The organism is Enterococcus sp. NPDC086594 (genome assembly GCF_044746145.1).
In the GTDB taxonomy this organism is placed as follows: domain Bacteria; phylum Bacillota; class Bacilli; order Lactobacillales; family Enterococcaceae; genus Enterococcus_D; species Enterococcus_D entomosocium.
Map to the genome: position 1 here is coordinate 299949 of NZ_JBIVBP010000002.1, position 13113 is coordinate 313061.

General features: G+C 42.9%; 13 protein-coding genes and 1 riboswitch. Of the genes, 10 read left to right on the plus strand and 3 right to left on the minus strand.

The window, feature by feature from the left end:
- Positions 1-12: 12 nt before the first annotated feature.
- Positions 13-612 carry an aromatic acid exporter family protein gene (locus tag ACIPK1_RS05825; RefSeq protein WP_005231932.1) on the minus strand — a complete coding sequence of 200 codons (600 nt, stop codon included), beginning with the start codon at positions 610-612 and terminating at the stop codon, positions 13-15.
- A 98-nt stretch (positions 613-710) separates the two neighbouring features.
- Here ACIPK1_RS05825 and ACIPK1_RS05830 point away from each other — a divergent pair, with 98 nt between their 5' ends.
- On the plus strand, positions 711-1673 hold the full coding sequence (locus tag ACIPK1_RS05830) for an aromatic acid exporter family protein (protein WP_086332307.1): 963 nt from the start codon (positions 711-713) through the stop codon (positions 1671-1673).
- A gap of 32 nt (positions 1674-1705) precedes the next feature.
- Here the strand turns inward: ACIPK1_RS05830 and ACIPK1_RS05835 are convergent, their stop codons facing one another.
- Positions 1706-2662: a Gfo/Idh/MocA family protein gene (locus tag ACIPK1_RS05835; protein ID WP_016613320.1), complete on the minus strand. Its 957-nt coding sequence runs from the start codon at positions 2660-2662 to the stop codon at positions 1706-1708.
- A gap of 123 nt (positions 2663-2785) precedes the next feature.
- Between ACIPK1_RS05835 and ACIPK1_RS05840 the strand changes: the two genes are divergently transcribed.
- The 9 genes from ACIPK1_RS05840 (at position 2786) to purB (ending at position 11018) form a co-directional block, all read left to right on the plus strand.
- Complete coding sequence (locus ACIPK1_RS05840) at positions 2786-3289, plus strand: hypothetical protein (RefSeq protein WP_061054010.1); 504 nt, start codon at positions 2786-2788, stop codon at positions 3287-3289.
- Between the two features lie 32 nt (positions 3290-3321).
- Positions 3322-4332 (plus strand): M15 family metallopeptidase, encoded by a 1011-nt coding sequence (locus ACIPK1_RS05845; RefSeq protein ID WP_400450291.1) that lies wholly within the window; start codon positions 3322-3324, stop codon positions 4330-4332.
- Complete coding sequence (locus ACIPK1_RS05850) at positions 4329-4934, plus strand: glycoside hydrolase family 73 protein (protein ID WP_005236425.1); 606 nt, start codon at positions 4329-4331, stop codon at positions 4932-4934. The genes ACIPK1_RS05845 and ACIPK1_RS05850 overlap by 4 nt, the downstream gene beginning before the upstream one ends.
- A gap of 20 nt (positions 4935-4954) precedes the next feature.
- Positions 4955-5632, plus strand: a complete 678-nt coding sequence (locus ACIPK1_RS05855; protein WP_008381475.1) for a hydrolase — start codon at positions 4955-4957, stop codon at positions 5630-5632.
- A gap of 82 nt (positions 5633-5714) precedes the next feature.
- Positions 5715-5812: riboswitch (purine riboswitch) on the plus strand.
- A gap of 77 nt (positions 5813-5889) precedes the next feature.
- Positions 5890-6471 (plus strand): xanthine phosphoribosyltransferase, encoded by a 582-nt coding sequence (locus tag ACIPK1_RS05860; protein WP_016613323.1) that lies wholly within the window; start codon positions 5890-5892, stop codon positions 6469-6471.
- Positions 6471-7775 (plus strand): nucleobase:cation symporter-2 family protein, encoded by a 1305-nt coding sequence (locus ACIPK1_RS05865; protein WP_400450218.1) that lies wholly within the window; start codon positions 6471-6473, stop codon positions 7773-7775. Before ACIPK1_RS05860 ends, ACIPK1_RS05865 begins: the two co-directional genes overlap by 1 nt.
- A 331-nt stretch (positions 7776-8106) precedes the next feature.
- Positions 8107-8595, plus strand: coding sequence for a 5-(carboxyamino)imidazole ribonucleotide mutase (gene purE / locus ACIPK1_RS05870; protein WP_139960191.1), 489 nt, complete (start codon positions 8107-8109; stop codon positions 8593-8595).
- Positions 8588-9706: a 5-(carboxyamino)imidazole ribonucleotide synthase gene (gene purK / locus ACIPK1_RS05875; protein WP_172634721.1), complete on the plus strand. Its 1119-nt coding sequence runs from the start codon at positions 8588-8590 to the stop codon at positions 9704-9706. The genes purE and purK overlap by 8 nt, the downstream gene beginning before the upstream one ends.
- A gap of 13 nt (positions 9707-9719) precedes the next feature.
- Positions 9720-11018: an adenylosuccinate lyase gene (gene purB, locus ACIPK1_RS05880; RefSeq protein WP_275626160.1), complete on the plus strand. Its 1299-nt coding sequence runs from the start codon at positions 9720-9722 to the stop codon at positions 11016-11018.
- A 45-nt stretch (positions 11019-11063) separates the two neighbouring features.
- On the opposite strand, the gene ACIPK1_RS05885 is transcribed toward purB, so the two are convergent.
- Entirely contained in the window at positions 11064-13112 is a 2049-nt protein-coding gene (locus ACIPK1_RS05885) for a penicillin-binding transpeptidase domain-containing protein (protein WP_400450221.1), read from the minus strand.
- Between the last annotated feature and the right edge of the window lies 1 nt (position 13113).

The window sequence follows — 13113 nt, forward strand, 5'->3', positions numbered from 1 at the left end:
AAAAGGCTGTTTTTATTTTTCTTGTTTTTCTTGCTCAGAGATTTCCCCTTGGACTTCTTCTAGCATGGCTTTTAGTTCAAGCTCTTTTTGCCTTAGCACGACCAAATCTTCTTGAATCTCATCTTTTTTCTCTTCCTCAGGTGGTCGAATAACAAAATTGATTGACAGGGCAACTAAGGTACCGATAAAGGTATCAAGCACACGGTCCAATGCAAAGATGATCGATTCCCCTTGTGGGACACTGGAAGTGATCAACAGCATCGTCGCAATGGCAGAGATGATGCCAGAATTGTTATTGATGCCATCTGAAAAAACGATGACAAAGATGACCAGAGCGGGCAGGACAAACAATTCGATCAGAAAATCATTTTGAAAATATTGCTTCGTCAAAAAATAAAAAATGGCTGTACCGCCGCCGATCGTATTTCCTAACACCCGTGATTTCCCAAAAGAGATTGTTGTTGTCAGGTCTTGTCGCAATGAAAAGACAGCAGACAAGGCAGCAATCAAAGGCTGGCCGCGATCAAGGAAATGAAAGAGCAGAATACAAAGCATGACAGCGATGGCTGTTTTTATCGTTCGCATACCTAAGCGAAAACGCCCCAGTTTCATGGTAGAATGCCCCCTTTACTTAATCATACCCAATGCTGTTGAGAAATTCTAGTCTTATTCCTCACAATTTAGTATACTTTTCAAAGGAGGTGACAAAAATGAAAATTGGATTGAGAACAGTGAAGACAGCAGTTGCTTCCGGTTTGTCCATGTTTCTTGCTCAGCAGATCGGTCTATTGTATGCACCAGCCGCAGGGATCATCGCAATTTTGAGTGTTGGGAATACAAAGAAAACCTCTCTCTTTACAGGAATCGGTCGCTTGGTTTCCTTGGCGATCGCGACGCTCCTAGCTTTTGTCAGCTTTCATCTTTTAGGCTTTGGTCCGCTGGGCTTTGTTCTTTTTCTCTTCCTATTTATTCCGACGGCAGTCTATTTCAAATTAACCGATGGGATCGTGGTCAATTCGGTCTTGGTGACCCATTATATGATGGAACGTTCTTTTGCTTGGCCATTGATTGGAAATGCTTTTTTGTTGATGAGTATTGGCATCGGCTTTGCACTTTTATTTAACTTGTATATGCCAGACGGCGAACGGGCATTGAAAGAAAAACAGCAGTTGGTGGAAGAAACGTTTAAAAGTCTTTTAAAAGACATGTCGATCGCGTTAACAGAAAAAGAAAAGGCAACGCTCCCTCATGTTTGCCAAGCATTGTTAGGAGAAATCAAGCAAGGCAAACAGCAAGCGATGGTTCATAGTGAAAACCAGTGGCGAGGAGAAGCCTCTTATTATGAAGAGTATTTCACCATGCGGCAAAGTCAAGCGCGCTTACTCTTGGAAATGGTTGATCTATTACAATTGTTTTGGGTAGAAGAAGCCTATACAAATGCGTTTCAAGAGCTGCTATCCTTTACCGCCCAGTCCTTTCATGAAAATAACGATGGAAAAGAGATCTTGGCAAAAATTGCAGCTTTATACGAAGATTATCGACAAAAACCATTGCCGCAAACAAGAGCAGAATTTGAAAATCGGGCCCAGCTGTTTCAGTTTCTGCAAACCTTTAAAAGTTTTATTGAAATCAAAGCCGACTTTTCTGAACAGATTCAGACGATGGAGCGCTAAAAAAAGACTCCTGCAAAGGAGTCTTTTCACTTTTACTGTTGTTCCCAAAAAGCTTGCATTTGATCAAGAACGTCAATGACATCGGTGGTCAAGTGGATTGATCCTTCGATATCGCCATTGATGGCTTTGATCATATTGGCAATTTCATAATTAAGGGCTTGATTACTGTCACCAGCTTCAATGACCTCATTTGACCCATCGCGGAAATGAATCATGGCTTTGTCCGCACGAGGATACTCATCCACCGTAATGTACCCTTCTTCAAAAGCAACGATACCTGTTTTAGGCATTTTCGCTTGGAAAGTCAGCGTGACACTAGCCATTTCATCAGCTGGATTTTGGAGGATCGTTACAGATTGTTCGTCTACACCAGTAGAGAAGGGCTTCATGCTGCTAAACGCCACTTCTGGCGTATCCGTCATGAAAAAGCGAGCAAATGAAACGGCATATGTGCCAATATCCAGTAACGCACCGCCACCTAAATCTGGGTTGAAGAAACGATTGGTGGGATCAGGATCTTTATAGCTGCCAAATGGTGCTTGGATCATTTTTAATTTTCCTAAGCGTCCAGCATCGATCTCTTCTTTCAAACGTGCATAAACCGGCATATTGAAGATCGTCATAGCTTCTTCTAAGATCAGATTTTTTTCTTTGGCTAAGGTCAATTCTTCAGCTAATTCATCGGCACTGGTCGTAATGGCTTTTTCACAGAGGACATGTTTTCCGGCCATTAGAGCTTTCATAATAAATTCGTGATGAAGATCATTAGGTACTGCAATGTACACAATATCAATTTGCGGATCTTCCAGCATAGCATCTGTGCTTTCATAAGCATGGGGGATAGCGTATTTTTCGGCAAAGGCCTGGACTTTTGGCAAACTGCGGGCGCTGACTCCATACAGTTCACTTGCTTCATTGGAAAAACCAGCGGCAAATTGCGTCGCGATGTCTCCAAGTCCAATCATTCCCCAACGGTATTTTTTCATCATTGATCATCTCCTTCATATTTAGTATAACAAAAGAAATGAATTCTTTAAAATAATCAAAAACAATCGCAAAAAGTTTCCATTACGGCTGACTTTCAGTAAAATATAGAAGAGGAGGGATAACATATGCATAATGTATCAATAGCCATTATTTTAAATACGATTATCGAGCAATACACATCAGAAAAACAGTTTTATGAGACACATTTAGGAATCACTGAGGAGCAATGGGAAGCTTGGAAAAACGGCACAATGAGTTTATCGCCTGCTGAAAATCAGAAAGTGAAACTGCTGTTTTCGGATTATGAATGGATGCTGATCCAAAAAATCATTCGCCAGACCGTCATTTATCCAGAAAAACGCAATCAAGCGGTCGTCGAGTTCAAAAAAATGAAAACCCAAATCGCCAGAACGTGGCTAGCTAGCGATTTAGCAAAAGTCGAATTGTTAACAGAATCTGAAGAAACAGCCCAATACCTTGATTTGAGAGTCAGTATTACGTATGATGAGTGGGGTTATGATGATATATTAAACTTCCGATTGCCCGCTGTTGTTCAGCAGCAGATCCGCAATGAAAAAATCGAGTTGTTAGAGTGGGTTAAAGAAAATCTGGAAGAAACTTATAATTAAAGGTAGGGTATTTTTTGAAAAAGTATTATGGAATGGCTGCGGCAGCAGGATTCTTGTTTTTGGTTCTCCTAACCATACAAGTGAATCGAGTGACCGCAGTCACCCCAATAAAGAATCTAAGTATCGCTCGTTCTACTACTCAAACAGTGACGAGCGCAACAACTGAATCCAGCAGTCAAACTTCGACGGAATACTCAGAGGATGCGCAAGAACAAGCAGCTGTTAGTGATGAAGTGAACGAAGATGATTTCCCAACTGTCTCATTGAATGATTGGTCGTTGGCTCTGGTAGGACCAAAAAATAAAATCGTCAGCGAAATCGCGCAAGAAGATTTGGGGAAATTATCAAATGGCTACCTTGTGGACAAGCGAATCGTTTCGGCATACGAAGAACTAGCTGAGGCAGCAAAGGTGGCTGGACATCCTTTAGTCATGGTCTCTGCTTACCGTTCGGTAGAGTATCAACAGGAAATATTCGATGCCAATGTCAATAGCTTGATCCGCCAAGGGAATACAAAAGAAGAAGCAATTCGTATCACGAAACTGACCTTTACTGAACCGGGATATAGTGAGCACCATACCGGTCTTGCGATTGACGTAATCGATGAAGAATGGTATCAAAATCATACAGGCGAACTTCTCAATGAGGGGTTCGGCGTTACAGACGGTGGAAAATGGCTACAAGCCCATGCGAGAGAGTATGGGTTCATCATCCGTTATCCGAAAGGAAAACATGACATTACCCAAATCGATTATGAACCATGGCATTTACGCTATGTAGGCGTCGAAGTGGCGACATATATTGAAGAACATGAGGTAACATTCGAAGAGTTTCTTGATGAGGCAAAAGAACACATCACTCGTAAAGAAGCAGAACTGTCGTATCACGAATTGGCAGATCCTTTGCAGGAGGACTGGATCTTTACTAATTCTCTTACTAGAAATCAAGAAAATAGTCAACGAGCACAAGAAGAGTTGTTGATGAGTGGAGGCGATTTGTTCGCTAAGAACGTGTTTAGTCAGACAAAGGAAGTGAAAAAATGAGTGCAAGACGAAAAAAACAGAAGACTCGTTTCCCATTAGTCTTTCTAGGGTTATTCTTAATTGGGATTGCTTTTATTTTTTCCTTAAATAGTTTGGCGGATCCTCTTCCGAAAGAGGAAGAAACAAATACTGAAGCGATCTCTCATGAAGAATTTATCGATCGCATTGCTCCTTACGCGCAAGAACTGCAAAAAGGCTATGGGATTTTACCAAGTATCATTATAGGTCAGGCGATTCTTGAATCAGATTGGGGCCAGAGTTCTCTAGCCAGCAAATACAATAATTTATTTGGCATCAAGTCATTTGGTCATTCAAAAAAGGTGACATTAGATACCCAAGAGTTTTATAATGGAGAATGGGTCACGATTCAAGGAGATTTTCGTGTCTATGATACTTGGGAAGAATCAATGGATGATCATACGATGTTGTTTGTAAATGGTGTTGATTGGAATCCTGCGCTTTATGTAGATGTCTTGACAGCAAACGACTACCGCAGTGCCGCACAAGCCTTACAAGATGCAGGGTATGCAACGGATCCAGATTATGCCAGCAAAATCATTCAAGTCATTGAAACCTACCAATTGAATCGATTTGATCAATAAGAAAAGAGAGTTGGCTGCTTATGGAAGAAAAATATATGCCAAAAATCACCACTGATTTACGCAAAGATATCGTCAAAGTGCCTAAAGTTATTCGAGAGGCTAGCGGCATTCAAATATTTGGGAAACAAATCCGCTCCATTATTTTTACTACGGATATTGCGATCATCCGTAATACAAATGCGGACGCTGTGATAGCGGTCTATCCTTTTACACCGCACCCAGCAATTACGAAAGCAATTATCGAAGCAGCAGATATTCCAGTGTTTTCTGGTGTCGGCGGCGGCTTGACCCAAGGATTCCGCTCTTCTTATATGAGCATGTTTGCTGAAGCTCAGGGATCGATCGGGGTCGTCTTAAACGGACCCACGCCATTGAAAACTGTGGAGCAAGTCTGTAAAGTCGTGGATATTCCCGTTATCAGTACCGTAACGAGTAAGTATACTGAAATTGATGCCAAACTTGAAGCTGGTGTGAAGGTCATCAATATCAGTGCCGGCAAGGACACAGCGGATACCGTGGCTTTCTTCCGTAAAAAATATCCGAAGCTGCCGATCATTGCAACGGGTGGTCCAACTGAGGAGAGCATCTTAGAAACGATTGAAGCAGGTGCGAATGCGATCACTTACACGCCGCCTTCCAACGGGGAGCTTTTCAGTAAAAAGATGGAGCACTATCGTGATATGGAGAAACCAGAGTAGCAAATGATCCACAAATGAGAATATTTTTATTTATAAAGGGCATTCCATGCTTGTGTTTTTAATCAAAGACAGGCATAATCGAATCTATCATTTAAAAATTACTTGTATATCGTCGAAATATGGTCGACAGTCTCTACCCGATACCGTAAATATCGGACTATAAGTAAAAATCGTGCCTGTTAGACACTTTTTTTGCTTTGGCAAAAAGAGTGTCTTTTTTTTTCAGGATGGAATAGAAAGGAACGAGGAGAGCTAGGATGGATAAATTAGTTGAGCGCATCAAAACACACGGGAACGTCTTGGGTGAAGGGGTTCTCAAAGTGGACCAGTTTTTGACCCACCAAGTGGATTATGAGTTGATGAGAGAAATCGGTACAGTTTTTGCAGAACGATTTCAAGAAAGTGGGATCACCAAAGTAGTGACCATCGAAGCTTCAGGGATCGCACCAGCACTTTATACTGCAGAAAAGTTGCAGGTACCAATGATCTTTGCTCGAAAAGCAAAGAGTCTGACGATGGATGAAGAGTTGTTGACCGCATCGGTCTATTCCTTTACTAAGCAAGTGACCAGCCAAGTATCGATTTCTAAGAAATTCTTATCTTCAGATGATACGGTATTAATAATTGATGATTTCTTAGCAAACGGACAAGCTGCAAAAGGATTGATCGAATTGTGTCAGCAAGCAGGCGCAAAAGTCGTTGGCATTGGGATCGTCATTGAAAAATCATTCCAAACTGGTCGACAATTGCTTGAAGAAATGGGAATCCCCGTTGTTTCCTTAGCACGAATCGCCTCATTGTCGGAAGGCCAAGTTAGCTTTTTGGAAGGAGATGCCTAATGAAAGAGACGAATAGCCGTTCAGCAGTTTTGGGCTTGCAGCATTTGCTAGCGATGTATGCAGGAGCTGTTGCCGTCCCTTTGTTGATTGGAACAGGCCTCGGCTTTAATGAAGCGCAGATGACGTATTTGATCTCGATCGATATTTTCATGTGCGGAATCGCTACGCTTTTGCAATTAGTCGTCACCCGCTTTTTTGGGATCGGCCTACCAGTCGTTTTAGGTTGTGCCATCCAAGCTGTCTCCCCATTGATTTTGATTGGCACCAAATCAGGAATCAGTGCGATTTACGGAGCGATCATTGCCGCTGGGATTTTCATTGTCTTGATCGCCGGCATTTTTTCGAAAATCAAAGTTTTGTTTCCCCCATTGGTGACGGGAACGGTGATTACCGTCATCGGTTTGACCTTGATTCCAGTCGCCATCACCAAAATCGGTGGAGGGGATGCCGCAGCTGCTAACTTTGGTGATCCAACGAATTTATTGTTAGGCTTTGTGACGATTGCGCTGATCATTGGCGTGCAAGTGTTTGGCAAAGGCTTTATTCGCTCGATTGCCGTACTGATCGGTTTGATCGGTGGGACTATTTTAGCAGCATTATTAGGCTTGGTTAATCTTTCTGCCATCACTCATGCACCTGTGTTTCATTTGCCTCAGCCTTTTTATTTCGGTTTACCAACCTTTGATCTGTGGTCGATCGTCTTGATGATCATTATTTCCATCGTTAGTTTGGTAGAATCCACAGGCGTTTATTTTGCACTGGGAGACATTACTGAAAAACCGATTACAGGCAATGACTTAAAGCGCGGCTATCGTGCGGAGGGCTTGGCGGTGATCCTTGGTGGGATCTTCAATACGTTTCCTTATACTGGATTTTCACAAAACGTAGGTTTGGTTCAACTTTCAGGCATTAAGACGCGCCGTCCGATTTTCTTTTCAGCAATCTTTTTGATCGTATTAGGGTTGTTTCCAAAAGTCGGTGCCATCGCACAGATCATTCCAGAGGCAGTGCTTGGCGGCGGCATGTTAGTGATGTTTGGCATGGTGGCTGTTCAAGGGATGAGAATGCTGAGCAAAGTTGATTTTATGAATGACAAGAACTTGTTAGTGATTGCAGTATCAATCGGTTTTGGTTTAGGGTTCAATATGATGCCCACTTTATTCAGTCAAATGCCTGAAACCGTTCAAATGTTTACAGGCAATGGGATCGTCATGAGTAGTTTGACTGCCATTGTTTTGAATCTGTTCTTTAATGGACTGCCGAAAGAAACAGACGAAGTGACGGAATTGCGCTTGCAACAGTAAGTTTATTTGATCCAGACGAGGATTCGTCTGGATTTTTTGTATTGTTCCTTTATTTGTCTTATTATCGGATATCTGACGTGTTGAATACATATCTTTGAGATAAAAGCGAACAATGAAAAGTAAAATTTGTTAATAGTTCGAAAATATTTTGACATTGCTCGGGCTACTCGTTACTATTTAGAGGTGAAAGTGATTGTTAGCAGAGCCATGTGACTTCGGGATATCTCAGGCGTAGCGATAAAAGGTTGCTAACAAAATGATTTTCGTAAGAAAAATACTTCTGAGGTTTATTCAGAAGAGAATCGTAAAAAATCGTTGGAGGGAAAATCAAATGAAACCAGCAGTTGCAGTGATTATGGGGAGCAAGTCAGATTGGGAAACAATGAAGGAGTGCTGCTTGATTTTAGATGAGTTAGCGATACCTTATCAGAAAAAAGTCGTTTCGGCACATCGTACACCAGATTTGATGTTCGAATTTGCAGAAACAGCCCGAGAAAAAGGGATTAAAGTCATTGTTGCAGGAGCGGGTGGCGCTGCTCATTTGCCTGGAATGGTGGCAGCTAAAACAACATTGCCGGTCATTGGTGTTCCCGTCCAATCCCGCGCATTAAACGGTTTGGATTCCCTTTTATCGATCGTGCAAATGCCGGGTGGTGTACCAGTAGCAACAACGGCGATCGGAAAAGCTGGCGCAACTAACGCAGGACTACTTGCAGCCCAGATGCTTTCCATGTATGATTTAGAGATAGCGGAGAAATTAGACGCACGAAGAAATACATTAAAAGAAATCGTATTGGAAAGTAGTGATCAACTTGATTAAACCTTTAATGCCCAACGCAACGATCGGAATCGTTGGCGGAGGACAGCTAGGTCGTATGATGGCAATGAGTGCCAAAGAAATGGGCTTTCGGGTTGGCGTTTTAGACCCTACTGCCAATTGTCCAACAGCCCAAGTCGCTGATTGGCATATTGTTGCTGCCTATGATGATGTGTTTGCTTTAGAAGAAATGGCTCGACGTGCCGATGTAATCACCTATGAATTTGAAAATGTCAGTGTTGAAGCATTGAACTCTATTTTGCCTTACTCACATATCCCTCAAGGCACCGATCTGTTAGCAATCACTCAAGATCGTTTGTTAGAGAAGTCATTTTTAGAGGCAAACAATATCGTGATTGCACCTTATGCCACGATCATCAGCCCGACAGACATCCAAGATGCCATCGATAGCATTGGTTACCCTTGTGTATTAAAAACCACCAGAGGCGGCTATGACGGAAAAGGACAGCACGTGCTTTACAGTACGGCTGATTTGGCGCCTTCCATGAATTTACTTCGCGAAGGAACTTGCGAATTAGAAGCATGGATTCCTTTTGAAAAAGAATTATCGATTTTAGTTGCCGGTAATGGAGAAACCTTTACCACTTTCCCAGTGGTAGAAAATATCCACCGTAACAATATTTTGCATCAAACGATCGCTCCTGCGCACATTGATCCAGAAGTTGCCGAAGAAGCCAAACGGATCGCTCACATTATTGCAAAAGCTTTGGATCTGCAAGGCGTTTTAGCCATCGAAATGTTCCTGACCAAAAGCGGCGGCTTGTATGTCAATGAATTGGCGCCACGTCCGCATAATTCGGGTCACTATTCGATCGAAGCTTGCTCCATGAGTCAGTTTGACGCTCATATCCGCGGCATCTGTGGCTGGCCGTTGCCGGAAGTTTCTTTGCTTTCACCAGCAGTCATGGTCAATGTCTTAGGAGATGAATTGACAGAAACCTATGATCTGATTGCCACAAAACCTGCTTGGCAATTTCATTACTATGGCAAAGAAGAAGCAAAAACCGGTCGCAAAATGGGACATATCACTATTTTGACGGAAGACATTGCAGAAACCACTGAAGAAATCTATCAAACCAATATTTGGGATTAAAGGAGCTAAAAACATGTTAGAGCGTTATACAAGACCAGAAATGGGTGCTATTTGGACCGATCAAAATCGCTACCAAGCGTGGCTAGAAGTCGAGATTTTAGCTGACGAAGCTTGGGCGGAATTAGGAGAGATACCGAAAGAGGATGTTGCATTGATTCGTGAAAAAGCATCCTTTGATATCGACCGTATCTTAGAGATCGAAGCGCAAACGCGACATGATGTGGTTGCTTTTACCCGAGCAGTCTCTGAATCTTTGGGTGATGAAAGTAAATGGGTCCACTACGGCTTGACGTCGACGGATGTTGTTGATACGGCGTATGGTTACTTGATGAAACAGGCCAACGATTTGATTCGGGAAGATTTGAACCGTTTCGTGACGATCATTGGCGAAAAAGCCAAAGAATACAAGCATACCGTGATGATGGGACGTACCCATGGTGTTCATGCGGAACCAACGACCTTTGGCTTGAAATTAGCCTTGTGGTATTCAGAAATGAAACGCAATGTTGAACGTTTTGAGCGGGCAGCAAAAGGGGTCGAAGCTGGAAAGATCAGTGGTGCTGTTGGAACCTTTGCAAATATCCCTCCATTTGTCGAAGAGTATGTCTGTGAAAAACTAGGGATTCGTGCGCAAGATATTTCCACGCAAGTATTGCCTCGTGACCTACATGCAGAATATTTCTCAGCAATGGCGTTGATCGCAACGAGCATTGAGAAATTTGCCACCGAGATCCGTGGACTACAAAAATCAGAAACGCGGGAAGTTGAAGAATTCTTCGCCAAAGGACAAAAAGGTTCTTCTGCCATGCCCCATAAGCGTAACCCAATCGGTTCTGAAAATATGGCCGGACTTGCAAGAGTCGTTCGCGGTCATATGGTGACGGCTTATGAAAATGTCTCCCTTTGGCATGAACGGGATATCTCACATTCATCGGCAGAACGGATCATTATTCCGGATACGACGATTTTGATCGATTACATGCTGAATCGCTTTGGCAATATCGTCAAAAATCTGACCGTTTTCCCAGAGAATATGAAGCGCAATATGAATGCGACCTTTGGATTGATCTACAGCCAACGGGTGATGTTGAAATTGATCGATCACGGAATGACCAGAGAGCAAGCCTATGACTTGGTTCAGCCGAAAACAGCGCAAGCTTGGGATGAACAAACGGATTTCCGCCCATTGTTAGAAGCTGATCCAGCAATCACGGATGTTTTGACCAACGCTGATTTGGACGATGCCTTTGATTACAACCATCATTTAAAACAAGTTGACACGATCTTTGAACGTGTCGGTTTAGCCGAATAAAAAAAGCTGCAACCTTGAGACCTCCGTCTTAAGGTTGCGGCTTTTTTAATAATTTTCAGCTAAGTAGGTCAATAGATCAGGTGCTAAACCAGTTGCTGATTGGTTTTCCTGGCGATCTTCTAACATGGAAACTATCAGAAATCCTTGATCTTGCGAATCGAAGGTGAATAAGAAGCTGTTTTCTTGGCCTTTTTCATCTTGCTTTTCTTTGATTTCAGCAGTTCCTGTTTTGGCAGCTAGCGGAATGTTCAGCGCTGCCAAAGAGTGTGCCGTTCCGTTGGCATCTGAGACAACAGCTGTCAAATCTTGATTGATTTGCTCAATCGTCTCTGGTTTAAAGACTTCTTTGTCTTTTTGCTCAGCCTCTTTCACTAAACGGGGATAGACCAGCTTCCCTTGATTGGCAAAGACCGAGTAAGCAGCAGCTTGTTGAATGGGATTCAGTAACAGTTCTCCTTGCCCATAGCCGGTATCTGCCAGTAAAATCTCTGAGTTGAAGGACTCTTCATTGGAAATTTGAGCAGGATTCATCGCAATCGGTAAATCAAACGTTTCGCCAAAAATCAATTTCGACAAGCCATTACGAAAAGCATCTTCACCCATAGCTAAGGTTTGTTGTGCCATATAGATGTTATCAGAGTAAACCAGTGCATCTTTTAGATTGACAGAAGCTACATCGCTGACTCTGGTGACAAAGTAGTCTCCCCACGAGCTGTCTTTTTGCCACTTCAATCCATCGATCGCAATACTTTGGGTAGGGTCGATCGTACCGTTTTCTAAGCCAATCGCTGCCGTGATGGTCTTAAAGGTCGAACCTGGCGCATAGGCCGTAGCAAAGCGGCTGATGAAAGGCAAGTATTCATTTTGTTCATATGCATCATAGTCTTCTTGTGAGATTCCTTGGGTCATTTTATTGGGATCATAACTTGGTGAGCTGGCTAATACTAGCAGATCACCGGTTTTTGGTTCTGTGACGACCGTGGAGCCCGCCTGATTTTGTAAGGCGTCAAAAGCTGTCTTTTGGGCTTGTGCGTCAATGGTCAGTTGGATATCTTTACCATCTGCCCGTTCTTTTTCTAAAAGAACCGATTTTTCAGCACCGTCTTCATCAGTGATGGCGATTTTTCCGCCATTTTCGCCCCGCAACTCTTTGTCAAAGGCAGCTTCCAGACCACTACGACCAATTTGTCCGTTACTTGCTAGTGTTTCATCTTTTTCTATATCTTCTGCAGTCACGTTCCCTAGATAACCAATCAACTGGGCAGCGGCTTCTCCAAGAGGATAAGTCCGTCCCGTCGTTTCTTTTAAACTTGTTCCAGTTGGCATTTCATCGGTTGGTTCGATAATCTTCAAGGGAACGAACAACTCATTTTGGACCCACGATTGAGCCAATGCTTGATCGATCGCATCTTCTGTTAGGTCAAAACGCTCCGCGATTGCTTTGATATTGGCGGTTTTTTCGTCTCCCGTACCCAGCTGTCCTGGAATGACGCCTAGTTGATAGAGCGTGCCATTTTCTGCTAGCGGTTCGTTGTTTCGGTCTAAGATTTCTCCACGTGTGGCATTATCTACAGAGATACTAACTTTGTCTTGTCCTTCCATTCCCGGAAAAATCAATTGAGGCGACCAATCGATCTTGGCTTGGTCATCAGCCAGAGTAATCGTGCCACTATAAGACAGCTCGGTTAATTCACCTAACGAGGTGGTTAAGGAACCGTTGTATTGGAAATTGAATTGATCGGAATCCTTATCATCGGGCGTTACCTCAATTCCTGAAGCTTTAAATGATTCGGCACCGATACCAGTGAAAATCGCTTCGTATTTTGCTGAGACTTCGTCTGCGGTAAAGCCGTTTGATTCCAAACTTTCTTCGGTCAGTAAAGCAGATAGATCGCTGTACTTCTGATCAGATATAGCATCGATAAAGGAATTGAGGACTTTTTTTGCTGCTGCTTCTTCTTGCCGATTTTGATAGACCGTATAGCCATAATAACCGCCACCAAGTACTAATAAGGCGGCAGGTAGTGCCAGCCAGACGAAACGCTTAGGTTTTTTCGCTGGTTTTTCGTTGCGAGACCGCCGATTTTCTGACATA